Origin of the sequence: Bacillus sp. LLTC93 (assembly GCF_002993125.1) — a bacterium.
GTDB classification, from domain to species: domain Bacteria; phylum Bacillota; class Bacilli; order Bacillales; family Bacillaceae; genus Bacillus; species Bacillus zhangzhouensis.
The window spans coordinates 212,478-236,961 of the sequence record NZ_PVME01000002.1 but is presented as its reverse complement, the minus strand read 5'-3'; the positions used below and the strand labels follow the sequence as shown (position 1 = coordinate 236,961).

22 protein-coding genes are annotated in these 24,484 nt (G+C 40.8%); 19 read left to right on the top strand and 3 right to left on the bottom strand.

Translation table 11 applies throughout. The annotated features are described in order from the left end of the window. Positions 1 to 49 precede the first annotated feature (49 nt). The 10 genes from C6W18_RS06490 (at position 50) to C6W18_RS06445 (ending at position 9,413) form a co-directional block, all read left to right on the top strand. Complete coding sequence (locus tag C6W18_RS06490; RefSeq protein ID WP_105926761.1) at positions 50 to 745, top strand: response regulator transcription factor; 696 nt, start codon at positions 50 to 52, stop codon at positions 743 to 745. Beyond that, complete coding sequence (locus C6W18_RS06485; protein WP_105926759.1) at positions 732 to 2,039, top strand: HAMP domain-containing sensor histidine kinase; 1,308 nt, start codon at positions 732 to 734, stop codon at positions 2,037 to 2,039. The genes C6W18_RS06490 and C6W18_RS06485 overlap by 14 nt, the downstream gene beginning before the upstream one ends. 37 nt (positions 2,040 to 2,076) lie before the next feature. Next, positions 2,077 to 2,505, top strand: coding sequence for a phosphate-starvation-inducible protein PsiE (gene psiE / locus C6W18_RS06480; protein WP_105926757.1), 429 nt, complete (start codon positions 2,077 to 2,079; stop codon positions 2,503 to 2,505). Positions 2,506 to 2,830: 325 nt separating this feature from the next. Continuing rightward, the gene (locus C6W18_RS06475; RefSeq protein ID WP_105926755.1) at positions 2,831 to 3,376 is read left to right on the top strand and encodes a PadR family transcriptional regulator; all 546 of its coding nucleotides are present in this window, start codon (positions 2,831 to 2,833) and stop codon (positions 3,374 to 3,376) included. Continuing rightward, the gene (locus C6W18_RS06470) at positions 3,369 to 4,115 is read left to right on the top strand and encodes a transporter (RefSeq protein ID WP_105926753.1); all 747 of its coding nucleotides are present in this window, start codon (positions 3,369 to 3,371) and stop codon (positions 4,113 to 4,115) included. Before C6W18_RS06475 ends, C6W18_RS06470 begins: the two co-directional genes overlap by 8 nt. A 411-nt stretch (positions 4,116 to 4,526) precedes the next feature. Next, a complete protein-coding gene (locus C6W18_RS06465; protein WP_223251650.1) occupies positions 4,527 to 5,435 on the top strand; it encodes an alpha/beta hydrolase in 909 nt (302 codons plus the stop codon). 139 nt (positions 5,436 to 5,574) lie between these two features. Beyond that, positions 5,575 to 6,528 carry an ABC transporter substrate-binding protein gene (locus C6W18_RS06460; protein WP_105926752.1) on the top strand — a complete coding sequence of 318 codons (954 nt, stop codon included), beginning with the start codon at positions 5,575 to 5,577 and terminating at the stop codon, positions 6,526 to 6,528. A gap of 73 nt (positions 6,529 to 6,601) precedes the next feature. Continuing rightward, positions 6,602 to 7,618, top strand: coding sequence for a FecCD family ABC transporter permease (locus C6W18_RS06455; protein WP_034317007.1), 1,017 nt, complete (start codon positions 6,602 to 6,604; stop codon positions 7,616 to 7,618). Further along, positions 7,611 to 8,648: a FecCD family ABC transporter permease gene (locus C6W18_RS06450; protein WP_034317009.1), complete on the top strand. Its 1,038-nt coding sequence runs from the start codon at positions 7,611 to 7,613 to the stop codon at positions 8,646 to 8,648. Before C6W18_RS06455 ends, C6W18_RS06450 begins: the two co-directional genes overlap by 8 nt. A 21-nt stretch (positions 8,649 to 8,669) precedes the next feature. Beyond that, the gene (locus tag C6W18_RS06445; protein WP_105926750.1) at positions 8,670 to 9,413 is read left to right on the top strand and encodes an IucA/IucC family C-terminal-domain containing protein; all 744 of its coding nucleotides are present in this window, start codon (positions 8,670 to 8,672) and stop codon (positions 9,411 to 9,413) included. 15 nt (positions 9,414 to 9,428) lie between these two features. Here C6W18_RS06445 and C6W18_RS06440 read toward each other — a convergent pair whose 3' ends face one another. Further along, positions 9,429 to 10,307: an endonuclease I family protein gene (locus C6W18_RS06440; RefSeq protein ID WP_105926748.1), complete on the bottom strand. Its 879-nt coding sequence runs from the start codon at positions 10,305 to 10,307 to the stop codon at positions 9,429 to 9,431. A gap of 171 nt (positions 10,308 to 10,478) precedes the next feature. Between C6W18_RS06440 and C6W18_RS06435 the strand changes: the two genes are divergently transcribed. From C6W18_RS06435 to C6W18_RS06425, 3 genes are all read left to right on the top strand, one after another. Next, positions 10,479 to 11,714, top strand: coding sequence for a pyridoxal-phosphate-dependent aminotransferase family protein (locus tag C6W18_RS06435; RefSeq protein WP_034317020.1), 1,236 nt, complete (start codon positions 10,479 to 10,481; stop codon positions 11,712 to 11,714). Positions 11,715 to 11,873: 159 nt separating this feature from the next. Then, the gene (locus C6W18_RS06430; protein WP_105926747.1) at positions 11,874 to 13,073 is read left to right on the top strand and encodes an MFS transporter; all 1,200 of its coding nucleotides are present in this window, start codon (positions 11,874 to 11,876) and stop codon (positions 13,071 to 13,073) included. Between the two features lie 229 nt (positions 13,074 to 13,302). After that, entirely contained in the window at positions 13,303 to 14,031 is a 729-nt protein-coding gene (locus tag C6W18_RS06425) for an NPP1 family protein (RefSeq protein ID WP_105926744.1), read from the top strand. Between the two features lie 249 nt (positions 14,032 to 14,280). Here the strand turns inward: C6W18_RS06425 and C6W18_RS06420 are convergent, their stop codons facing one another. Beyond that, on the bottom strand, positions 14,281 to 15,438 hold the full coding sequence (locus C6W18_RS06420) for an oxalate decarboxylase family bicupin (RefSeq protein ID WP_105926742.1): 1,158 nt from the start codon (positions 15,436 to 15,438) through the stop codon (positions 14,281 to 14,283). A gap of 65 nt (positions 15,439 to 15,503) precedes the next feature. Beyond that, complete coding sequence (locus tag C6W18_RS06415) at positions 15,504 to 16,673, bottom strand: PucR family transcriptional regulator (protein ID WP_105926741.1); 1,170 nt, start codon at positions 16,671 to 16,673, stop codon at positions 15,504 to 15,506. Positions 16,674 to 16,993: 320 nt separating this feature from the next. On the opposite strand from C6W18_RS06415, the gene C6W18_RS06410 reads away from it, so the two are divergent. The 6 genes from C6W18_RS06410 (at position 16,994) to C6W18_RS06385 (ending at position 24,445) form a co-directional block, all read left to right on the top strand. Then, positions 16,994 to 17,845 (top strand): DUF72 domain-containing protein, encoded by an 852-nt coding sequence (locus tag C6W18_RS06410; RefSeq protein ID WP_105926739.1) that lies wholly within the window; start codon positions 16,994 to 16,996, stop codon positions 17,843 to 17,845. 63 nt (positions 17,846 to 17,908) lie between these two features. Next, a complete protein-coding gene (locus C6W18_RS06405) occupies positions 17,909 to 19,282 on the top strand; it encodes a bifunctional metallophosphatase/5'-nucleotidase (RefSeq protein WP_034317035.1) in 1,374 nt (457 codons plus the stop codon). A 67-nt stretch (positions 19,283 to 19,349) separates the two neighbouring features. Then, positions 19,350 to 19,655: a YunC family protein gene (locus C6W18_RS06400; RefSeq protein WP_034317038.1), complete on the top strand. Its 306-nt coding sequence runs from the start codon at positions 19,350 to 19,352 to the stop codon at positions 19,653 to 19,655. Between the two features lie 75 nt (positions 19,656 to 19,730). Then, positions 19,731 to 20,495: a sporulation protein YunB gene (gene yunB, locus C6W18_RS06395; protein ID WP_267587093.1), complete on the top strand. Its 765-nt coding sequence runs from the start codon at positions 19,731 to 19,733 to the stop codon at positions 20,493 to 20,495. A 217-nt stretch (positions 20,496 to 20,712) separates the two neighbouring features. After that, positions 20,713 to 21,276 (top strand): TetR/AcrR family transcriptional regulator, encoded by a 564-nt coding sequence (locus tag C6W18_RS06390; RefSeq protein WP_105926734.1) that lies wholly within the window; start codon positions 20,713 to 20,715, stop codon positions 21,274 to 21,276. A gap of 67 nt (positions 21,277 to 21,343) precedes the next feature. After that, positions 21,344 to 24,445, top strand: coding sequence for an MMPL family transporter (locus C6W18_RS06385; RefSeq protein WP_105926732.1), 3,102 nt, complete (start codon positions 21,344 to 21,346; stop codon positions 24,443 to 24,445). Positions 24,446 to 24,484: the final 39 nt, after the last annotated feature.

Below are 24,484 nucleotides of genomic sequence, written 5' to 3'. Positions count from 1 at the left end.
AGTAAAGACATAAAAGAAAGTACATCACTTATCATGAGGTGAGATAGACATGACCCATCGAATATTAGTCGTAGAGGATGATCAGGATATTGGAGACCTTTTGCAGGAATCCCTGACACGTGCAGGATATGAGGTGCTAAGAGCGATGAATGGCGAGCAAGCATTGCAGCTTGTGAACGATTCGCTCGATTTGGTGATGTTGGATGTGATGATGCCAGGCATCTCAGGCATCGAAACGTGCCAGCAGATGAGAGCCTCTTCTAACGTCCCCATTCTATTTCTGACAGCCAAATCAAGTACATTCGATAAAACCGAAGGCTTACTTGCCGGCGGGGATGATTATATGACAAAACCTTTTTCAGAAGAGGAGCTTCATGCTAGAGTCATTGCACAATTACGCAGGTATACCGTCTATCAGGAAAAGAAGGAACAGGATGAGACTTTTCTTGTTGGGGGCAAGCTAAGAGTGAGTGAAGAATTTAACGAAGTATGGAAAGAAAATCAGCAAATCAAGCTGTCTGATTTAGAATATCGTATGTTGAAGCTGCTCATGAGCAGGCGAAACAAAATATTTTCTGCGCAAAATATTTATGAGAGCGTGTGGGGACAGCCATATTTCTATTGTTCCAACAATACGGTGATGGTGCATATTCGAAAGCTGCGTGCCAAAATTGAAGATGATCCGGCTCGTCCCGTGTATATCAAAACGGAATGGGGAAGAGGCTATCGATTTGGCACATCGTAAATATTCGCTGACCAAAAAGCTGGCATTGCTCATTTTGGTGGCTGCCGTTGTGAGTGGAACTGTCTTTTTGACGCTGCAAAAGATGACCGATCACCTGATCGAAGGATATTTGAGTTCGGATGAGTATTATCAGGAAGAGTCAGCCAAGTACATTCAAAAATTCAGCCGCTACGTGTCAGAGAATGAGCTGTCTTCAACTGATCGAAAAGCGTTTGGTGAGTGGGTGAAAAAAGAAAATTACATTAATCTCACCATCTTCAAGGATCAAGTGCTACAATATGATTCCATTTATTCCGCTGCCGATGAATCGGCATATGGAAAAGAAAAGGTGAACCAGTACGCTCAGCATCATTCGTATCCGGTTCAGTTCAGCGACGGTGAAGGCCGTGTTATGGTGGACGGCTTTTACTCATCTCGATATCACGATCTTGCCTTTACACTTGAACTGCTCGGGGCGACGCTTATTTTTCTCATCATTGTTCTTCTTGGCATTCGCAAAAGTTTACGCTACCTGCAAACGATTCACCAAGAAATCCATATTCTTGAAGGTGGCGAGCTGGACTATGAGATGACGGTAAAAGGGCATGATGAATTAGCCATGATTGCCAAAAGTATTGAGGATCTTCGTAAAGCTTTTCTGGACAAGCTTCAAGCCATCGACGAGTTGCAAGGAGAGAGCCGCAGCTTGGTGACCGAAATGTCACACGATATGAGAACACCGCTGACATCGCTGATGATGAACCTGGAGTTTGCGAAAAAAGCGGAGACTGGAGCGGATACCCGCAAAGATCAATATATAGCCAATGCCTATGGAAAAGCACTGCAATTAAAAAACTTGTCTGACAATCTGTTTGCCTATTTTCTGCTTGATAAAGAGCATGAATCTGAGCTTGAGACCGTTGCAGTCAAAGAGGTGATTTATGATCTTCTATCAGATCAGGTCGCTTTGCTGCATCAGGAGAATTTCACGGTCCATATTTTAGGCGAAATGCCGGACAGCTATATCAACGTGAATATCGAGGAGCTTGGCCGAGTGTTTGATAATGTGATGTCAAACTTACGTAAATACGCAGATCCAAAAAAGGACATCAATATGACGTTTTTATCCGATCAAGAAATCTTTGAGATCCATGTGAGCAATGCGATAAAAGAGATGAATGTCACGCCGGAAAGCAATGGACTCGGTGAACGAAGTATTGCGCGAATGATGTCTCGCATGCAGGGACAGTTTGAAAGTAAAGAAAGAAACGCTACTTACTACATCGTGCTGCGTTTTTGGAACATCAAAATGTAGACGACAAATCAATATACTGGAATGGAGAGACTATCCAATGAAACGATTCAACAATTTCCAAAAGGTACCTGATCTCTTGCAAGCCCTTCTGAATATCTGTCTGTTCTTTCTGGCAATCGCTTTAAGCGTTCTTTTGATCAGTGAAACTTGGTACATTGTACAATTTGTCTACAAGACATTGTTTAACAAAGGAGAAAGCTATTATGGCATGCTGGGAGAACTGCTGATCTTCTTTATGTACTTTGAGTTTATTGCCTTAATTATTAAATACTTTAAATCAAACTTTCATTTCCCACTTCGGTATTTCATTTATATTGGCATCACAGCTGTCATCCGTTTGATTATCATCGATCATGAACAAGCTGTATCGACGTTCTGGTGGGCGCTGGCCATTCTTGCCATGACCTGTGCACTCTTTATCGCCAATAAAAGACATTCTGCTCAAGATCATGAGGAAGTGAAGTAAAGAAAAAAGACGAATGGTTACCGTTCGTCTTTTTTTAGTTTGATCGAGGTGGATGACTCATGAACAATCATGAGTCATCTGTCTATTAATGAACGGTTAAAAATTGAGGAAAAGCTCAATGAAATTGATGAAGTTCAACCTGATCCAATTGATCACTCATCGTATTGCACACCTCTTCATTTATAAACATCGCGCTAATGCTTGCTTACAGGATTTTTTAAGAGCTCTGAAAAAGTGTTTAGCATGAAAGAAAGTTTTAATCTAATCTTGAAATAATACTCAATGTTGAGTATCGTTTAAATAGATATTGCTTAGGAGGAATCTGATGACGGACTTATATATATTAGGATTAATATCGATGAAACCGATGTCAGGGTATGATGTTGAGCAGAATTTAAAAAATACAATGGTCGATAGATGGGGAGGAATTCTAGTTGGCTCAATCTATTATGCGTTAAATAAACTAGAAAAAGGAAACTATATAAAAGTTTGTGAAACTAGGACGGTAGGGAAAAAGAGTACTAAAATTTACGATATTACAGAAATTGGAAAAAAACGCAAGAAAGAATGTGTGATGAAATGTCTTGTGGAATCTCAAAATACTTATCCAACTCAACTTTTTGCTGGACTAATGTTTGCTGACGAAATCGAAAAACAAGAAGCTGTTAAATCATTAAATCTTCAAATTGAAGCGCAAAAAAGACATTTAGCAGAAATAAAAAAGGGTGAAGAAGAAAAAGAGAAACAAATGAATCTATCTCCTTTAACAAGACTAACGTTTGATTACATTTATGAAATGGAAGAAATGAAAATGAAGTATCTTTATGAAGCTATTCATTTAATGAAGACGGGGGAGTTAACCGATGAATAAAATCGATCATATTGTTATCAATGTTGATGATAAATATCAAAAAGACAAAAAAATGATAGATATGATACAACAAAATGGTTTTCCGTATGCACCTAAAAAAGGTAAAAGAACAAAGGGCTTTAAAATAAGCAATCTTTGGATTGGAAAGGAGTATCTTGAATTAGTGAATATCACACAGAAGGATGGCGGTGGCTGGAAAAAAGATTGGACAGATTTGTATCATCGAGGCACAAGAGGAGCCATATGCTTAATGATTGATGTATCAGATATTGATTCTTTACATCAATCGCTTTTAGACAAAGCATTTGATGTACAAACGCCAGAAAGAATTGAATATAAATTATTTGGACTACTTAAAATTTCATCACTATGGAGAAACATGTACTTACCTTATTTTGAAAAAGAGGCCTTTCAAATTGGATTTCAGCAATTAGATAACGAAGATATTTCTGAAAAATTTCAAAAGAAAATGACTCCCAATAGTATCAGTCATAAGATAATGGGGATGACCAAAATGATAATCAATGGCAAGTGGACTGAATTAGACTACAATATGATTGAGAATACCTTTCGTAATACTCAAAAAGAAGGCAATGCATTAAAAATAAAACTTAATAATGGAAACGATATAATCTTTGTTGAAAACAATGATTTTTCCCTTCACGTAGAAATGGATAGTCAAAGTTTGCAATCTAAGTCTATAACAAAAATAGAAAATGTATATTTAGTAAACAATTAGATTCAATACATACAGATCATCATAAAAAATGATTGTTGTTCTGAAATTCATCAGCCTATGGCTTATTGTTGTGACCGCCGAGTAAAATGAACATCATTAACTGGAAAAAAGTATGTCATCATCAATGGATTTGTTCATGAAGAATTATCGTTGAATGCAGACTTAGAAATTGATGCTGAAAATTAAAAAAGCTTTCTAGAAATATTGTCATTGCACTGCCCCAAAAAGCATGAAAAACTATGAAATAAATTACGTCTTCCCTATACCCGAAGCAAAAAAAGCGTTAAAACAAATTGTTGCCATTATTCAAAGCAAGACCTTCCCTTTCGGGAGATTACTTAATAGGATGTAGTCATGAGAATGGCCGGTATCGCTTGCCATTCTCGTTTCTGTTTGAAGGAGTGAAAAAAATTGAAAGATACCGAGTTAGAACCGTTCTCATTTACGAGTATGCAGCAGGCAGCCCCTGTTCATATTCCAGAAAGACAATTGATTCAATCACATGACGGCATGAGCCTTGCTTATTATCCGTTTTTATCAGAGAAGAAGGCACAGGCGAATGTGATATTGATCCATGGCGGAGGCGCCCACAGTTTGGCTGGTTATGAGCATATCGCCCATACGCTACAACATGATTTTCATGTGAATACGTTTTTACTCGATCTAAGAGGTCACGGCCATTCTCATGGAAGGAAAGGTGATACACCCAAAGTCACGGATGTGTGGCAAGATATCTCGCAGGTTGTAAATGCCATCAAACAGAAGTATAAAGGAGTCATTTATCTTTGCGGTCATTCATCTGGAGCGGGTTTGCTGCTCAACTATATGTCTTGGTCTCAAAAAAGAGAGGTAGACGGTTACTTCTTTATCGCACCTGAATTTGGCTACAAATCAGACACTGCGAAGCTTAATCAAATCCCTTTTGCAACGGTTCAAGTATGGAAATTTGTCCTGTCTGCGATGACAAAAGAAAGGCTGATGAGTCATTCAGAAGCCGTACGTTTCCACTATCCAGCATGGGCCGTAGCGCAAGATCCACTTCTTTTGACCGCAATCACTGTCAATATGTCTCTTGCTTTAACCCCATCTGCACCTAAAAAACAATTTGCGATGATGGATCAGCCTTATGGTATGTTTGTAGGAAGTGAAGATGAGCTATTTGAAGTAGAAAAATTTCTTCCATATCATGCGCTGCCGAATAATCAGATTAAAAAACAATCAGTCTATCAAGTGTTAGCAGGGCATACCCATTTGTCAATTTTACTAGAAGCGGGAAAACAGATTGGCTGCACCATCCAAATGTGGAAAAATTCCATTTAATATGTACAACTAGTCAACACTCTCCCATTTTCTTAAAAATTTACATTGACACCATCCTTTTCTATGATAAAATCATAGTGTGATAATGAGAATCGTTATCAAACGATATAACTACATATAGAATGGATAGGTGAGGTACATGTTCAGAAAATCTTTTTGGTCGTTGTTAGTTGTGCTCTCCATCGTTTTACTTGCAGCTTGCGGCAGCAATAGCAGTGAAGGCAAGTCAGATAGTAAAGAGAAAACGAGAACCGTTGAAAGCGCTATCGGTTCAACTGAAATAAAAGGATCGCCTAAACGTGTGGTGACGCTGTACCAAGGAGCTACAGATGCAGCAGTCGCTATGGGTATTAAACCAGTTGGTGTTGTAGAATCATGGCTTGAAACACCTACTTATAAATATTTAAGAGATGATTTAAAGGATGTTAAAATTGTTGGGCAGGAAACACAGCCAAACTTAGAGGAAATTGAAAAGCTTAAGCCAGATTTGATCATTGCATCAAAAGTTCGTCATGAACAAATTTTTGATCAGCTCAAAGAAATCGCTCCAACTGTTGCAACAGAAACAGTATTTACTTTTAAAGATACAGTGAAATTAATGGGTGAAGCATTAAACCAACAAGACAAATCGAAAGAATTGCTAACGAAGTGGGATGATCGCGTCGCTGACTTCAAAGAAAAGGCGAAAAAAGACATCAAAAACTGGCCAATGAATGTGGCAGTTGTCAACTTCCGTGCAGATCATGCAAGAATCTATCAAACTGGTTTCGCAGGGTCGATTTTAACAGAGCTTGGCTTTGAAGGTCCTAAGAATATCAAAGATAAAAAACAAGATATCGTGACACTAACAGACAAAGAGAGCATTCCACAGATGAATGCAGATGTGATCTATTACTTCATGGATGATCAGGATAAGGCAGTTGAAAAAGCATATAAAGAGTGGACAAGTCATCCTTTATGGAAGCAGCTTGACGCAGTCAAAGCGAAACAAGTGCATAAAGTCGATGAAATCACTTGGAACATGGCAGGCGGTATCATTGCTGCAAATATGATGCTTGATGATATTTACGATCGTCTAGGAATTGATAAATAAGACATACCAGAGGAGAAAATGTGAAAACACCATTTTCTCCTTTTTTCCATAACAGATTGAAAGCGGGAATCAGATGAGAAGTTTATTAAAAAAGGATTCGAGTAAGGCACTGCTATTTGCTGGATTCATTGTGTTGATGTTGGTCTTTTTTATGCTCAGTATTTCCCTTGGGCAAACCTCGATTTCCCTCAAAGCCACCATCCATGCTTTTCTTCATTTTGATGAATCAGATCCAAACAGTGTCATTGTCATGACATCCAGATTATCAAGAGCTTTAATCGCAACGGTCGTTGGATCAAGTCTAGCCATTTCAGGTGCACTGATGCAGGCCTTGACGAGAAATCCGCTTGCTGCGCCTGATTTATTAGGAATTAATGCAGGTGGACTATTTTTTATCGTTATTTCGATTGTCTTCTTTTCAACAGAGTCGTTAACAGGCTATATGTGGACAGCCTTTTTAGGTGCTGCGATTGCAGGAATGCTCGTTTTTCTATTGGGCTCCATTGGGAGAGATGGACTGACGCCGGTCAAAATCGTGCTCGCAGGTGCTGCCATATCCGCACTGTTTGCATCCTTTACTCAAGGACTTTTAATCGTGAATGAACAGTCGATTCAAAGTATCCTGTTTTGGATGGCTGGTTCCGTGTCAGGAAGAAGTATTGATATGTTGCTTCCTGTTTTGCCTTATATAGTAGGGGCAACTGTTGTCGCGCTGCTTCTTGGGCGCTCGATTAATGTCCTTTTATCAGGAGATGATATTGCCAAAGGGCTTGGTCAGCGTACGCTACTACTGAAAATCACGATGGGGGTACTTGTCGTGTTTTTAGCAGGAGGTTCCGTCGCTGTTGCAGGCTCGATTGGATTTGTTGGTTTTCTTGTTCCACATATTGTGAAAAAGCTTGTCGGACCTGACCACCGCTGGGTACTGCCGTATTGTGCCGTCGTAGGGGCGTCGCTTTTACTTGTCGCAGATCTTGCGGCTCGTTTTCTGATTATGCCGCAAGAAGTGCCGATTGGTGTCATGACGGCGGTAGCAGGAGCGCCTCTATTTGTTTATCTCGTACGCAGGGGGTTGAAGACAGGTGGCTAAAACATATACAGTGCGATCAAAGGGTGGACGCATTTCATTTCAATTTTCAAAGCGGACTTTTTTCATTTTACTTTTATTGACGGCCATTGCCTTTGGTTTATTTATTCTCAGTCTCTGTATGGGCAGCAGGTTCATTCAGCCGATGGATGTGCTGCTTCATTTAATCGGTCAAGGAGAGGGAAATCATTTTGTATTAAATACACTGAGAATCCCAAGAACGCTGCTTGCTGTCTTAGTTGGGGCCGCGCTTGCTGTATCGGGGCTTATTTTACAAGGGTTAATTCGAAACCCGCTTGCATCGCCTGATATTATTGGAATTACGAGTGGTGCTTCGTTTGGTGCGATTATGTTCATCGTCTTTTGGATGGGCACCGTGCCAATTGCTTATCAGTCATTATGGGCAATTGCAGGTGCTTTTGTGGTATCGTGTTTGATCTATTTGCTTTCATGGAAAAAAGGGGTCAAACCCATCACGCTTGTCCTGATGGGAATCGGTATTTCCGCCATTATGAAGGCGTGTGTGACGTTTACGCTTGTTCTCAGTGATACGATGACAACGACAAAGTCATACATATGGCTGACGGGCAGTTTATATGGTTCTACGATGAAGGACGTCACCGCGATGCTTCCTTGGGTGATGATCATTTTACCGATCGTCATGGTGTTAGCAAGAACGATGAATGTGAAGGAGCTTGGAGATGACCTTGCAACAGGTCTTGGGGTAAAAGTACAGGCAAAGCGGTTATTCTTTCTGCTGATGAGTGTGACATTAGCTGGTATTGCGGTGGCATTTGCAGGCGGCATTGAATTTGTCGGACTCATGGCACCGCATGTCGCAAGGATGATCATCGGCCGTTCTTTCATTGCGCTTGTCCCAGCCTCTGCGCTTGTTGGGAGTATTCTAGTGATGCTGGCAGATCTTGTTGCTAGAACCGCGTTTCTACCGTTAGATATACCAGCAGGTGTATTTACGGCGGCAATTGGTGCACCGTTCTTTATTTATTTGTTATATCAACAGCGAAATCGATAAACGAAAGATGGGGGTTTTGATATGAGGCCAGAGTGGGTTGAGAGAGAATTACTTGATTTCGGGGTACACATCACAAAGGGACCAATGACATCTGATCGCACACTTGCTGCGCTTTTTTCAGAAGAATCCGTCACGCGTTTATTGGAAGCTGAAAAGTCAGCCATGCACGCACCAAATCTAGCAGTGGCGGCCTCTATGTTTTCAAAGCGCTATGCATACTTAGCTGTTAGTTCCACTTTGTATTTGATGACGATGTATGATGGCGTCTATCAGTTTTCACCAGCGGCCTGTGCATTTAGAGAGGATCGTAAAATCGAAATTGATGAGACGTCGTGTTCATTGGTTCAGCTGGATGGAGATCGTCATGAGTGGAGAGAGCAGGTTGTACGCACGCTGTTTACGCAGTGTGTCACACCGCTTTTAGACGTGCTGAACCGCACATCAAGACTTCCATATTCTATTTTGTGGGAGAACGTAGCGGTTCGTATCAACTCTCTTTACCGCAGCATGATACGGGAAGCTGAAGAGACTGCGGTGAAACAGCGCGTTCAGGAGGATTATCTTTTTCTGAAGCAAGCGGCTGGGGATGTATTTGGAGCTCAGCAAAATCCTTTTCAACACAGTTTAAACTTAGACGACAGTTTACTGGAAACATCTAATCGAAAGACATGTTGTATGTATTATAAGCTGGAGAAAAAATCGGAGAGTCTTGATTATTGTCTCGTCTGTCCGCTTGAAAAAAAGAAAGGCACTGCTTGTTCATAGCAGTGCCTTTTTGTTTTATTCCCAAATCGCGCTTGCCCATTCAGGGTGATCGATGAAAGGATTGCGGTTGTGCTGATATGTTTGATAAATGATCTCGTTGCGATTCCGTTCGATTTGATCGACTGGATCTTGCTTGTGCCATTTCAGAAGCACGGACATTTTGCCGTGAAGAGGGGAGCTTCCATTATTCACTTTGTTGTTCAACTCTAAATCTGGAAAGCGATCATCACCTTCGTATCGAACTGCCATATAAAAGAGCATTCTCGCCACATCCCCTTTGACCCGGCTGTGAGGTTCGAAGGAGTCGCTATCGTAGAAGTTGCCAGGCGCTCCTTTGTATTCATTTCCACCTATGTCGAAATCTAAATTTCCGCGTGTGCTATTCGTTTGCACATCTGTCGCACGAAGGTGATGGAGATCTGTCCCAGGTCCTTGGCTTGTCCCAAAATTGCCATGAGACTTTGCCCACACATGCTCTCTATTCCACTGGCCGACATTTCCACCACTCGCTTGCTTTGAGCGGGAGACTCCGCTATAGAGCAAAAGAACATTGTCTGGATGATTTGGATCTTCGTCTGTATTCTTTAATGCATTCCATACCTCATTGTAGGATAGCTGCGTATGATCATCGATAATATCGTGTAAAGCTTTCTTAAGAGCGGGTCCTGATTTGCCAGTAGCAGATTGGTAATAGGAATCGATTTGATTTGTGGCGGTTGTTTGCGCTTGTTGAGCAGATGTTTCGGTTTGAAGCTGTAACGGGGAAAAGGTGATCGTTTGGCTCGGTTCATTTAGAGAGAATCCTTGAGCATTCGCAGCTGGAGGCAGCGGGGTGGCTAACGTCCCGAAAATCATGATCCCGGCGGCCACAGTTCCAAACAATGTTCTTTTCATTCTATTTCCTCCTTGATAGAGAATGTATTCTCTTTATTTCTATCATATTGTCATGAAGAAATAAATGGATTTATCGTAAATTTTATGTAATCAATTCGTGAGAAAAGAGATTGCTATTTTAGAAGTATTGCTGTATAAGTGGGCATATAAGCATGGACAGCAAGGGAGAGGATGGATAACGTGAAAGAACTGCAAACACCTTCGAGAACCATTATGACACCAGGACCTGTTGAAGTAGACCCGAGAGTGCTACGTGTGATGAGTACACCGATTCTCGGTCAATTTGATCCTGCATTTACACAGATTATGAATGAAACCATGACCTTATTGCGGTCACTTTTTCAAACAGAAAATGAATGGGCTTATCCGATTGATGGTACGTCACGTTCAGGGCTTGAAGCTGTGCTTGCCAGTGTGATCGAGCCTGGAGATCTAATGCTTGTTCCTATCTTTGGACGCTTCGGTCATTTGCTCATTGAAATAGGGCAGCGCTATGGTGCTGAGGTACATACAATGGAATGTGAATGGGGAACCGTTTTTGAACCTGGCGACATCATCCATGAAATGAAACGAGTCAAGCCTAAAATCGTCGCGATGGTCCATGGTGAAACATCCACCGGGAGATTGCAGCCATTGCAGCAAATTGGTGAAGCGTGCCGAGCGCTTGATGCTCTTTTCATTGTAGACGCTGTGGCAACAATTGGCGGGGTCGAGGTCAAGGTGGACGAATGGAAGATTGATGCGGCGGTTGGCGGTACACAGAAATGCTTGTCTGTTCCATCAGGCATGTCTCCTATCACATATAATGACCGGGTGGCGGCTGTCGTTGAATCGAGAAAGAAAGTAGAAAAGGGGATTGCGACACAGGACGAACTGCAAGAACAGATGGATATTTCTCCAATCAAAAGCAATTACTTTGATCTAAGCCAGCTGCAAGATTATTGGAGCCCAAGGCGATTAAATCATCATACGGAAGCGACAACCATGCTTTATGCACTTAGAGAAGGGGTTCGACTTGTGCTGGAAGAAGGGCTAGATGAACGTTTTCAGCGTCACTTGTTTCATGAAAAAGCTTTAATGAAAGGTCTTGAAGCGATGGGGCTTGAATTATTTGGTGATCCGGGTTGTAAAATGCCGGTTGTGACATGTGTTTTGATCCCAAGTGGTATTGATGGCGAAGCGGTACGTGCCGATCTGCTCCATCATTTTGGAATTGAAATTGCGAGTTCATTTGGACCGCTTGCGGGGCGTATATGGAGAATCGGCACAATGGGCTATAGCTGCCGAAAGGAAAACGTTCTGTTTGTTTTAGCAGGACTTGAAGCGATGTTGATCAAATACGGCGCGGCCATTACATGCGGAGCAGGGCTACAGGCGGCTCTTTCTATCTATGAACAAGCTGAATAAAGTGATTTCCCATACTCGCATCTGCGGGTATTTTTTATTTGGAAAAGAACCCTAATTTTTGAAAAACTAGACTAATAGGCGACGATATCGCTATACTGGAGAAGTTCTTATCATTTTTGTCAGCATTTTCATTTATTTTGCAGAAAGAGGTTTTTTGATATGAAAAAGATGGGCAGATTATACATTTTGATGCTCAATATTTTTATTGCCATGCTTGGCTTTGGCCTCATTGTTCCTGTCATGCCAAGTTACATTGAAGCCTTTGGTGCAACAGGAAAAACACTTGGTTTTCTCGTTGCTGCAACGGGTCTTACACAATTTGCATTATCACCAATCGCCGGTGTACTGACCGATCGATTTGGACGGAGAAAATTGATTATTGCTGGGATTGCTGGCTTCACCATTGCCCAATTTATTTTTGCGTTTGCCGATCAGCTTTGGATGCTGTTTGTGTCTCGGTTTTTAGGCGGAGCTGCAGGGGCGTTGCTGATGCCGGCTATGTTTGCATACATCGCCGATATCACAAGTGAAAAGGACCGGGGGAAAGGGATGGGCCTATTTAGTGCAGCGATGACACTAGGTTTTGTCATTGGACCAGGCGTAGGCGGATATTTGGTTGAGTTCGGGATCGCTTTTCCTTTTCTTATCGCAGGTTCTTTTGCAGCACTGTCTACCTTGTTATCCATCCTGTTTTTACCTGAAACACTAACAAAGGAAAAGCAGGAAGAAGCGCGGTTGAACAAAGACATTCATTTCAATCCTTTTGTACAGATGACTCATGCTTTAAAGACATCCTATGGCTTTTTGTTTATATTGGCCTTTGTCCTCAATTTTGGCATCATTCATTTTGAATCGATTTTCGGTCTATATGTAGACCAAAAACACGGATTTACACCGAAAGATATAGCGTTTGTGATTACGGTGGCCGGACTTGCAGGAGTACTTGTCCAAGGTGCGTTAGTGAATACCTGTGTGAAACGATTTGGCGAGATGCGTGTCGTGCGTTATGCGCTGCTAGGTGCGGCTATCATGCTGATTGCCTGCCGTTTTGCGCCGTCTTTTTGGTTGATCTTTACAGGTTCGATTTTATTTTTGTCGGCTACCTCTTTTGTTCGTCCAGCCCTCAATACATTACTGTCTAAGATGGCGGGGAATCAGCAAGGGGTAGCAGGCGGTCTCAATACATCCTTTATGAGTCTTGCCAATATCGTCGGACCGAGTCTTGCGGGCATTTTATTTGATGTGAATATTGAGCTTCCTTTTATGTTTGGGACACTTGTGCTTTGCGCCAGTTTTATTGCATCTATCGTATGGGCGAAAAAAGTAGAACATACTCATGCGATGCCAAGAAGATTGTAGTTGATCTACAGTCTTTTTTATTGAATAAAGTCTATTTAGAAAAATTCCAATGAGAACTAGTATATATTTGATCTAGGTAAAAATAAGAGTAATCTATAAACGTTTGTGAATAAAATACTGAATTATACATTTTGTGCAAAAAATGATTGATAGGGATTTTCTGCAATGGTAACATCAATCTCGACAGCATGAGGCAACTGAAAAATCAAGAAAAAAGGGGATTGAGAGAATGAAGAAGTTTATTTTTGCCATGATCTTTTTTGTCGTCACCCTATTTAGTGCAGCGGTGCCACCAGCAGTTCATGCGGCAGAGATTGATCATGACAAAGTGGTTGGTTTTAGGGAAGTCAATCCAACAACGGTTACCCAAAAAGCTGCGAAAAAGTTTCAGCCTTATCTGAAAGTATGGCATGGGTGTGTGCCATTTCCAGCTGTAGATGCTGCTGGAAACACAAGCAGAGGATTAAACATAAGCGGTTCACATAATGGAGGCTGCAGCAACAATATTGGTCAAGTATATTCACGTTCAGATTGGTACAATGGCAGCTGGGCGATGATGTATGCTTGGTATTTCCCAAAAGATAATCCTTCTCCAGGCTTTGGTCATCGTCATGATTGGGAATCCATTGTTGTTTGGATTGATAACCCAGCTGTTGCCAACCCGCGTGTATATTCCATTGCCTATTCTGGTCATGGGCAGTATAAAAAAGTAGCACCAAGTGCGGCAAGTATTTTAGGGACAAATCCATTGGTAGGCTATGATAGCAACTGGCCATTGAATCACGAGTTAAACGTAAGCGGCAATGTGAGCGGAAAAGGAATGCAGCCTTTAATTGGCTGGGATGATTTGACGCCTGCTGCAAGACACGCATTGAATACAACAAACTTTGGAAGTGCAAACGTACCGTTCAAAGACAGTAACTTTAAAAACAATTTAGCAAAAGCTTGGTACCGATAACTTTAACGTCCTAAAACAACGATAGAAAACGCAGATTGTTGACAAAGGGCTAAAATGATCATTATTTTAGCCCTTTGTCTGCTTTTTTTCAGCGTGATAGAAAACCTTTGCAGTCTAGGAAGGACGAGTACCGGAGCGAATTTGAGATTCGTGAGCACCGACACGCAGGACTGACACCGAATGCGAGGGTTTGTCTACACCCTGAACCGATCATATAAAAACGATCGGTTTTTTTAAAACAAGCTAGCATCATCTCTCATATTTAACGACAGGGGATTTTTCCTTATGAAGCGCACGAATCAAAGCATCATCTACATGTAAATGCTCTTTCACTAATTGAGGAGGGGTTAAGGCCATCCACTGATTCAAAGAGATATCTGCGAACCGATCACTTTTAAAAATTTCTAGAAACCAAAGGCTCGTTTGGCCGATATTTTGTATGTAGTGCCCCATACCAAAAGGAACATAGCCGACATCACCTGCTCTGTAATTAAAGGTGCGAGCAGTCCCGCCCGCTCCAAAGACCGTCATTTTGGCTGTACCGGTTAAATAGTATTGCCACTCGTCATTATTAGGGTGCCAGTGCATTTCTCTCATGCCTCCAGGTTTCACTTCAACAAGCGCAGCCGCAATGGTTTTAGAAACCGGGAAATTGCGTGAATCGACGATTCGTACTGTTCCGCCAGACGTCGTGATTGGCTTTTGACGAAGAAGCCGGTACGTAAAGGGAGGTTCTATACTGCCATATGGATCAGGTACTTTCTGACTTTCCAATGATGCCGGCGGAGAGCCTTGAAACATATAGCGCTGCTTATTCGGAATGTGGTCGAACTGTTTCTCTGAAACGCCAAAATTGGCGGAAAGAATGTCTTTCGGTGTATGGGCAAACCAGTCTGTGATGGTGAACGTATCAAATTCAGAAAAAGTGCCATCATCAAAAACTAGAAGAAACTCACAGCCACCCTCAAGACCTTGAATGGAGTGCGGAATGCCAGGCGGAAAATACCACAAATCTCCTTCTTCTACATCAGCGATCATATTTCGTCCTTCTGCATCTACAGATGTGATCCGGGCTTTGCCTAAAATCATATACGCCCATTCCGCCTGCTTATGCCAATGAAGCTCACGAACGCCTCCGCGTGTAAGCCGCATGTTTACACCAGCAACAGTTGTTGAAACAGGCAGCTCTCGCTCCGTGATTTCCCTCGACCAGCCGCCATAATTCAAGTGCATATGCGTATCTGAATATGAAAATTTTAAGTTAGGGATCGTCCCGGCATCGGTTTTAGGAGGAACCAGCATATCTGGATTCTCCATATCTCGAAGGACGTCTCGCGGTCCTAAATCGGTTGCACCGGCGCCATCTTCTCGAATCGGCTGCGGGATGTGACGAAGCTCCTCATCCATTTGTCACCACTCCTCGTGTCTCACTTTTTCTCCTCCAAACTATATGAAGCTCCGAAAAAAAAGATTCAATAAGAATGGGAGGAGAGATACATTTGAATGCGTAAAGCTAAGCGAAGCCGCAATGTTGCGTCAGGGTCTTTTAGGTTGATTCGAAGCAATTCCTCGCACTTTTCCAGTCGATAAATCACAGTGTTGCGATGAACATATAAACGCTTGGCTGTTTCTGAAATGTGGCAATGTGTTTCTAAATATACAGATAAGGTGTGGAGAATACTTTGGTCGACTATTGATGGTTCATATAATGGGTGAAGGTGCAGTTGGTGGAACGTGACTAAATCCTTTCTTGGAATCAGCTTCAATAAATCTGGCACGTCCTTTGCCTGATAGAACTGAATATATTCAGTCTGCGATGAGAGCTGGCCTGCTTGAAAAGCATCCAATGCCTCCCTATAGCCCTCATGCAGATGAGTGATGAGATGTCCCGTCAGGCTCACACCAAAGGAAATGGTACCATTCACATATTTTTTCACGAGCAGCTGCAATTGTTTTAAAAAAGAGATGAGCATGCCGCTTACCTCAGACCAGCTGCCTGTCTCTTCCATCAATAGAATACCCATATCACCTTTGACAAACAGAAAGGCGGGAAATGGACAGCTTGGAAGTGCGCTTTCAAGCAAATCAACCACTTGATCTAAAACGATTTGCTGCTCAATGACACACGTGGAATCACTACTCTGATCAAACTGACAGACCATACATAAATAGGTGCTTCCTGTGCTTAATCCAAACGACTGTGCAAGGCGGACAACGTCTTGCTCGGAAGACATCACACCTTCTATCCATCTGCGAAACCCTTCATTTCGGGCTCGCTTGGCCGTTTGTTCGATGGCGTGTTGCTTCATTCGTGCAATAGACAATTCATTTACTGCTTGTTCAATCATCACATGCAGTTCTTTTTCCTGTGGTGGAATGAAGGAAGGAATCACTAAATAATCACATGTTTGTTCGGTGATATAAATGGGAAAGACGGAAAAGGTTTGCTTAGCATGTACCATAGAAAAATAATGGCTTGTCGTGCTCTGAAAAAAGTGAAGGACTTGGATCAACTCTGGACTTGTCATCATTGTGTGTGTGGTGTAGAGAATGCGTCCATGACGATTCAGTAAATAGGCAGGTTTGTGAATACTTTGGGTCATTATTTTAAATGCTTCAACATGATTATCGGCCATGTTCATATCCACTCAATCTCCTTTATTGAGAGCCAAAGCTGTTGGTGAAGATGAATAAAAAAATGGACAAACGCTGTCAACATCTCTGATATGCATTATGTTATCAGCTAAAATCATTTTACATAGAAAGTTGTCAACTAATATCACAAGCAAACAGGGTGGGCTGGACACAATCGCATGCCATCAGTCATCTTCATTCAGAATTACGGGCAAATGTGATATGTTGTAGACAGAAGAATTTCTTTCAGAAATATGGGTATCCCAAGAGACAAAGGCTTTGATGTGAGAAAGCCGCCTATACCCGTAAGTGGCAAGAGGTGAGATACATGATTTATATCGGATTAACTGGCTGGGGGGATCATGACAGTCTTTACCCGCCGAAAATAGGAAGCGCTCAAAAGCTGTTTCACTACGCGTCAACGTTCCCTATTGTGGAACTGGATGCAAGCTTTTATGCTGTTCAGCCTGAGCGCAATCATGAAAAATGGATAAAGGATACACCGGACACCTTTCAATTTGTCGTGAAAGCATACCAAGGAATGACCGGACATCAAAGAGGCGAGATTCCTTTTGCTTCGAAGGAAGAAATGTTTGACGCTTTTATCCTCTCAATGACTCCGCTCATTCGAGAAGGGAAGCTGGCCATGGTCCTGTTTCAATTTCCACCATGGTTTGATTGCAAAAAAGAGCATGTCCAATATTTAAGATGGTGTAAGGAAAAGATGGGTGACATTCCGTGTGCCCTCGAATTCCGAAACCGGACATGGTTTTCAAACGAATTTTATAAGCAAACCTTGTCCTTTATGGAGAATGAAGGGTGGATTCATTCCGTCTGTGATGAACCACAAGTCGGAGAAGGATCCATTCCGCCAGTCATACATGCCACACACCGTGATAAAACATTAGTCCGTTTTCACGGAAGAAATAAACAGGGCTGGCTTCACCCGGCAGACCATGAGAACTGGCGAGAAGTACGTTACTTATATTTATATAATGAAGCTGAATTAAAGGAATGGAAAAAGAATCTCGACATCCTGCATCAACAATCGAAAGATGTATATGTCGTGTTTAATAATAACTCCGGCGGAGATGCAGCGGCGAATGGCCAGCAAATGATTGATTTGCTGGATATTACCTATTCAAGCTTATCTCCGAAGCAGTTAGATTTATTTAGTTAAATGAGAGCTGCGGCTTTCAAGCTGAATGAAACGGTTCAGTGACAACTTGAGGGAGAGATCAACATGCTGCAGAAGCTATGGTTATATCATACAAACGACTTGCACAGCCACTTTGAGAACTGGCCAAAAATCGCAGCTTATATTGAAGAAAAGCGTCAAGTTCACGATCAGATGCTTTTGTTTGATATTGGCGACCATATGGACCGAGTGAACCTAGTGTCAGAAGCTGATTATGGAAAGGTAAACGTCAAGCTCCTCAATCAACTTAGCTATGATGGGGTCACAATTGGGAATAATGAAGGCATTACGCTGCCTCATGATCAACTGGATCAATTATACAAAGAGGCTCAATTTCCAGTGATTCTGTCTAATTTATTTGAGAAAGGGAAAAGACCATCGTGGGCAAAGCCTTATCATATGATCACAATGAAAAATGGCCTGAAGATATGCCTCTTAGGGGTAACGATTGCTTATACACCTGTATATGAAAAGCTTGGCTGGGACATTACAGACCCGTTTGACAGCATACGGGACATGCTGCAAGAAGTACAAGGACAGGCTGATGTGATTGTGCTCCTTTCCCATCTTGGTATCATCCATGATCGGGAGGTAGCTCATGATTTTCCCGAAATCGACATCATCCTAGGCTCACACACGCATCACCTGTTAGAACATGGTGAGATGGACAATGGTGTACTTCTTGCATGTGCTGAAAAGTATGGGCATTACATTGGCTGTGTAGAGCTGACCATTGACACAACGCGCAACGAGCTCATAGAGAAAAAAGCGACAGTGCAATCAGTGGATCAGCTCATTAGTGAATCGGATGAAGCCATCACAACCTTACAGCAAGCTGAAAGAAGAGCAAAATCACTCATGCAGGAAAAAGTGACATCGATCGAGACGAAGCTTGAAACAAAGTGGTTCGATGAATCTCCGCTTCCTCAGCTGTTAACAGATGCCATTAAAGAATGGTGCGGGGCAGATATCGGCATGATGAATGCAGGCATGTTGCTTGATTCATTAGAGGCTGGTGTTGTGACAAGAGAAGAAATCCACCGAATATGTCCGCATCCAATTAATCCAATTCGGGTGACGCTTACCGGTAAACAGCTGCTAGAAACCGTTCGACGGGCATGTGAAGAAAAAATGGAACAGCTGCGCATCAAAGGCTTCGGCTTTAGAGGTGAGTTGATGGGGAAAATGCTATACAGCGGACTCACCTATACATTAGAAGAAGGCGAAGCCAGACGGGTGAAAGAAGTCTTTGTCCATGGTCAATTAATCAAAGAGGATGATTCATATACGATTGGCACAGTAGATATGTATACACTCGGCTCCCTGTTTCCTCATATACGTGACCATGAACATATTGAATATTTCATGCCGGAATTTTTACGTGATGTGCTGAGCTGGCGCTTGAAGGAAGCAAGATGAAATCCGCTTCAGCCTAACAACACTCGCCCTCCCTTCACATAGATTGTGATGAAGGGAGTGAAGGGATTTGGTGAATTTAACACCGATTACAATTGATGGCCATTCCTTTACAGCCGTCACCGTCAAACTGCCGAAGACCAATTTTATGGCAGTGACAAACGAGCATGGTTATATTATGTGCGGTGCACTTGATGTCGGGCTCTTAAATGAAAAGCTTGCAGATAGAGGAATCATCGCAGGAAGAGCGGTCGGTGTGAGAACCATCGAGCAATTGCTTGATGCACCTTTAGAATCTGTGACATACGCCGCAGAAGCGCTAGGCATTCCAGCTGGAACAATCGGCAGAGACGCATTATTAAAAATGGTGAAATAAAATGGAGAGATGATTCCTATCCCCCCGCCTGTCTGCATACACTTGTAATGGAGAAGGGGGGATTTTTTATTGAGAATGAACCGCCGTTATCGCCCCTACAAAAAGGGCCCTTTGCCGTTTCGTTACGTCATGCTACTTGCCATATTATTTTTTGTGCTCTCAACGGTCATTAGTCTATTCTTCATTAACCGTTCTATTAAACCAACTCTGATTCACATTGCTGAACTAGAAACAGAGCGAATCGCCAATCATCTGATTCAATATTCTGTTCAAGATTTTGCAGACGATCAGGAGAATATGAAGGATATGGTGGTGATGAATACAAGCGAGAACGGAAAAGTGACGACGATCGATTTCAATGCGCAAGCAACATCGAAAGCAATGGCTGACCTATCACGTCACCTTCAAAAAAATTTAGAGGACATTGAAAAGGGGAATTTTCAAAAGGAAGCGAAAGAGGCATTAAAAGATCAAACAGATGGCCATGACGGCATTATATACAATATTCCACTTGGGCAAGCGTCCGGAAATGCACTGATCGCAAACCTAGGACCAAAAGTGCCTGTACGATTTAGTGTCATTGGTGACCCGCATACGGATGTTGAAAAAAACATCAAGCCTTATGGCATTAACAATGCCTTGATTGATATTAGTGTTCTGATTGAAGTGAAGGTGAGAGTCATCATTCCGTTTGCATCTGAAACGATCGTCGTCAAAAATTCCGTACCTGTCTCCATCCAAGCCGTTCAAGGGGACGTGCCAGATTATTATAATGGCAGCGGGACGAACTCAGGCGCTCCATCGATTGTTCTCCCAGAGAAAAAGGAGAAGGAAGAGTAACAGCCCAATGAAAGAATTGGGCTGTTTTAGCATGACAAGCATCTCTATTTTTCAGTGTGGGTATGAAAGTGATTAAGACATAACATGATGTTTTACTTTAATCTTTCATTCACAAGCTGAACAGAGCAATGGGAAAAAATGATTGGAGTGCTTGATTTAATTGTGAAAATAAGATAGTATACTTTCGAATGAACGTTCATTCGAAAGGAGATAAATGATGACGCCAAATAAACAACAAAGTATTTTAGATGCAGCTTTAAAGCTGTTTGCAAATCGTGGATATGATGGAATTACTATTCCAATGATTGCTAGAGAGGCAAAAGTAGGGACAGGTACACTCTATCATTACTTTAAAAGTAAAGAAGAGCTGATTAACTATTTATTTCAAAGTTCAGTTGAAAAGTTTAAAAACACCATGCTAGGTAACTTTACTTCTTCTGCAGGTGATGTTCGTGAACAATTCCGCTACCTTTTTTTTCAAATGGTTCAATTCTCCAAAGAAAATCATGCATTGCTATTTATTGATTCCCATGTAAACCAGTATTACCTTAATGAAAAAAGCAACAAACTATTTAATGATTTCTTAGAGTTATTGAAAGAACTTCTGGAAAATGCAAAGGATCGAGGGTTTATATGTAATCTTCCTTCTGATGCTCTCATTGCTATTGTTTATGGTGCATTTGTAAGGTTGTATAAAATTATTGAGGCCGGACAGCTGGAAGAAAGTGAGGAACTGATCAGTCATTTTGAAGAGCGGTGCTGGAAAGCTATTAGAATCTAAAGGATTCTAATTCCACCTCAATTCGAATGAATATTCATTCGAAAATGATAAGAAGGGAAGATACTGTATGAAAAGGTTAAATAGATTTAGAATCGCTTCTCTTATATTGTGGATAACGGTTTCAATTATATCGATTATCACTATGCCTAATATAGATGAACTTGTAAGAGAAAAGGGGCAAATTGAAATTCCGCCTGAAGCTCAAAGTGAGTTAGCTAAAGAGATGATCAATAAGATAGATCAAAATAAAAGTGATTCTTATCAAATGATTGCTATTTTCAATAGTGGTAGTAAACAAGCACTTACTAAAGCACAAAATAAAGAAATAGAAAAGACGGTAAGAAACGTTAAAAGTAACATAAAGGATCTTGGAATAACAGAAATTATTTCTCATCTAGATAATGAGGATACTAGAAAACAATTAGTATCTAAAGACAAAACAACGATATTAATGACAATATGGGTAGATAAAAATCAAGGAACAATAACCGAAGTAGAAAACAAACTAAACTCTCTCATAGATAAGAAAGATACGAAAACGTATTTAACAGGAAGTGACCTTGTCTTAAATGATTTTCTCGATTCTACCCAAAAAGGGGTTAAAAAAACAGAAGTCATTGCCATTATTTTTATCATAGCTGTTTTAATGGTTGTCTTTCGTTCACCGATCGTACCATTGATTTCTCTTCTGACTGTTGGGGTTGCGTATCTTGTTTCTATGGGAATTGTTGCAAACTTAGTAGATGTGTTTAATTATCCCTTCTCAAATTTCACTCAAGTCTTTCTTATCGTAATACTTTTCGGAATTGGGACTGACTATAATATTCTAATTTATACACGTTTTAAAGAAGAATTAAGTGCAAATGAAGATATCTTGCTTGCAATAAAATCTACATTTAAATCAGCTGGTAAAACGGTTTTATATAGTGGATTTGCAGTGTTGATTGGTTTTATCACGTTAATATTAGCTGAATTTAAACTATATCAATCTTCATCAGCTGTAGCCATTGGAATAGGAATACTGCTTCTGGTGTTAATGACATTGAATCCGGTCTTCATGATTCTATTGGGGAAAAAGATGTTTTGGCCATCTAAACATTTTGAGGAACATGGCAATAGCCGTGTTTGGGGCTTTTTATCGAAACATTCAGTGGCACGGCCTATAGTAGCTCTTATTTTTATCATGATTTTATGTGTGCCTTCTTTCCTTCATGATAATGGGAAACTGAACTATAATGACCTACTTGAAATAAATGATTCCTATCAATCTAAAAAAGGGATTAACACTATAGAAGAACATTTCTCTCCCGGTTTTTCATCGCCTACTACATTGGCAATACAATCAGATGAGAAAATGGATGACCAATCATCATTACAAGCACTAGATGAATTAATTGAAGCAGTTTCAAAAATAGAAGGAGTAGCAGAAGTTTATGGACCAACCCGACCTGCTGGAAAGAAAATAAAAGATCTATATATCAAGGATCAAAGTGAAGATCTCACAAAAGGGTTGGAGAAAACAAATGATGGAGTAAACGATATAAACAATGGATTAATAAATGCTGAGAATGATTTGGACAAAAGAAATACAAGTGATCTAGATAATGTACAAAAGCTCATTGATGGGACGAGCAGTGTGAAGGATGGCGTCAATAAACTAGAGGGGGCATTGAATCAATTAACTGGTGGAATGGAATCAGGTACTGCAAGTGCGGCAGAAATAGAAGAGGGTTTAGTAATAGTCAGTAAAAATTTACATCAACTTTCAAAGGCAACATCACAATTAAATACAAGTTATTCTAAATTAGAGGAAGGATTAAGCTCTTTTAGCGACAATTTTCAACATTTAGATCAAGGAATTAAAGGGGCGAAACAAGGATATGAGCAAATAGAAATATCAATGGAAAACTTGATTCAATCTCGACCTGATTTAGCAAGTGATCCGAATGTGAAGCAGACATTAGGAATTGCTAGAAGCGGTAAAGAGCAGCTCGCCTTATTATTAGAGAAACTAGAAAAATCAACCCCGCAATACAATTCAGCAATGTCTTCTTTTAGTGAAGCAAATACTTCTCTAGCAAAGGTGAATGAAGGTATCAAAAAGACGGAAACAGGTGTCAATAAACTTAAGAAAGGCTCATCACAATTACGTAATGGATTAAAAGAAGGGACTAGTGGATCACGTATCATTTTAAACAATACGTCTAAGATGAAGTCTGGGTTAACAGAAATTAATAATGGACAAAAAGATTTATTGACTGGACTCAACAAATTAGAAGATAAAATCGAAAAACTACAATCTGGTCTTTCAAAAAGTACAGAAGGATTAGACGAAGTCAGTTCAGGCCTTAACGAGGCACAAACCCACCTAAGTGGGTTAAGTCAATCAAAGGCTGCAGAAACATTCTATATCCCTCAGAATGTATTAAAGAGTGACGAATATCAAAAAGTATTAGATCAATATATGGGGAACGATAGAAAAACGGCACAAATGACGATCATTTTAGATGTAAACCCTTATTCGCAAGAAGCGATGTCGATTATTGAGAAAATCCACAGTCAAGTGAATACCAGTATAAGTAAAATGAAATTAAACGATGTAAAAACAGCTTTAGGTGGTAAATCATCTCAAAATCTAGATCTAAAAGAAGTATCAAGCAAAGATTTTATGCGTACGGCATTGTTGATGATTATTGGTATTGGACTCATTCTTATTTTGATAACAAGGTCCTTTTGGCAGCCTATTTTCATCATCTTTTCATTGCTTTTAGCGTATAAGACTTCACTTGGTATAAGTCAATGGATTAGTCAATATATGATAGGGATAGATGAGTTAAGTTGGAATGTCCCGTTCTTTAGTTTTATTATGATTGTTGCACTCGGAGTAGACTATAGTATCTTTTTAATGATGCGTTACAGAGAATTAGAACCTCATTCTTTGTCTTCAATTGTAGGTGCCGCAAGATCTATTGGTGGAGTTGTTTTATCAGCTGCTGTTATTTTAGGAGGTACTTTCGCAGCGTTAATTCCTTCGGGTATCATCACATTGATACAGGTTGCTATAGTTGTCATCATTGGTCTAATTTTACTTAGCCTCATTATGATGCCCATTTTCATCCCATCATTAATGGCAATAACGCACAAGATTAAGTTTAGGAAGGAGAGCTAGCTACTCTTTAATTAAAATCAAAGACCATCCAGGATAGAG

What these genes read in the sequence shown, in the direction of transcription:
- C6W18_RS06490 (WP_105926761.1), top strand. Translation starts at nt 50, where the DNA reads ATGACCCATCGAATATTAGTCGTAGAGGATGATCAGGATATTGGAGAC.
- psiE (WP_105926757.1), top strand. Translation starts at nt 2,077, where the DNA reads ATGAAACGATTCAACAATTTCCAAAAGGTACCTGATCTCTTGCAAGCC.
- C6W18_RS06475 (WP_105926755.1), top strand. Translation starts at nt 2,831, where the DNA reads ATGACGGACTTATATATATTAGGATTAATATCGATGAAACCGATGTCA.
- C6W18_RS06470 (WP_105926753.1), top strand. Translation starts at nt 3,369, where the DNA reads ATGAATAAAATCGATCATATTGTTATCAATGTTGATGATAAATATCAA.
- C6W18_RS06460 (WP_105926752.1), top strand. Translation starts at nt 5,575, where the DNA reads ATGTTCAGAAAATCTTTTTGGTCGTTGTTAGTTGTGCTCTCCATCGTT.
- C6W18_RS06455 (WP_034317007.1), top strand. Translation starts at nt 6,602, where the DNA reads ATGAGAAGTTTATTAAAAAAGGATTCGAGTAAGGCACTGCTATTTGCT.
- C6W18_RS06445 (WP_105926750.1), top strand. Translation starts at nt 8,670, where the DNA reads ATGAGGCCAGAGTGGGTTGAGAGAGAATTACTTGATTTCGGGGTACAC.
- C6W18_RS06440 (WP_105926748.1), bottom strand. Translation starts at nt 10,307, where the DNA reads ATGAAAAGAACATTGTTTGGAACTGTGGCCGCCGGGATCATGATTTTC.
- C6W18_RS06435 (WP_034317020.1), top strand. Translation starts at nt 10,479, where the DNA reads ATGGATAACGTGAAAGAACTGCAAACACCTTCGAGAACCATTATGACA.
- C6W18_RS06430 (WP_105926747.1), top strand. Translation starts at nt 11,874, where the DNA reads ATGAAAAAGATGGGCAGATTATACATTTTGATGCTCAATATTTTTATT.
- C6W18_RS06425 (WP_105926744.1), top strand. Translation starts at nt 13,303, where the DNA reads ATGAAGAAGTTTATTTTTGCCATGATCTTTTTTGTCGTCACCCTATTT.
- C6W18_RS06420 (WP_105926742.1), bottom strand. Translation starts at nt 15,438, where the DNA reads ATGGATGAGGAGCTTCGTCACATCCCGCAGCCGATTCGAGAAGATGGC.
- C6W18_RS06415 (WP_105926741.1), bottom strand. Translation starts at nt 16,673, where the DNA reads ATGAACATGGCCGATAATCATGTTGAAGCATTTAAAATAATGACCCAA.
- C6W18_RS06410 (WP_105926739.1), top strand. Translation starts at nt 16,994, where the DNA reads ATGATTTATATCGGATTAACTGGCTGGGGGGATCATGACAGTCTTTAC.
- C6W18_RS06405 (WP_034317035.1), top strand. Translation starts at nt 17,909, where the DNA reads ATGCTGCAGAAGCTATGGTTATATCATACAAACGACTTGCACAGCCAC.
- yunB (WP_267587093.1), top strand. Translation starts at nt 19,731, where the DNA reads ATGAACCGCCGTTATCGCCCCTACAAAAAGGGCCCTTTGCCGTTTCGT.
- C6W18_RS06390 (WP_105926734.1), top strand. Translation starts at nt 20,713, where the DNA reads ATGACGCCAAATAAACAACAAAGTATTTTAGATGCAGCTTTAAAGCTG.
- C6W18_RS06385 (WP_105926732.1), top strand. Translation starts at nt 21,344, where the DNA reads ATGAAAAGGTTAAATAGATTTAGAATCGCTTCTCTTATATTGTGGATA.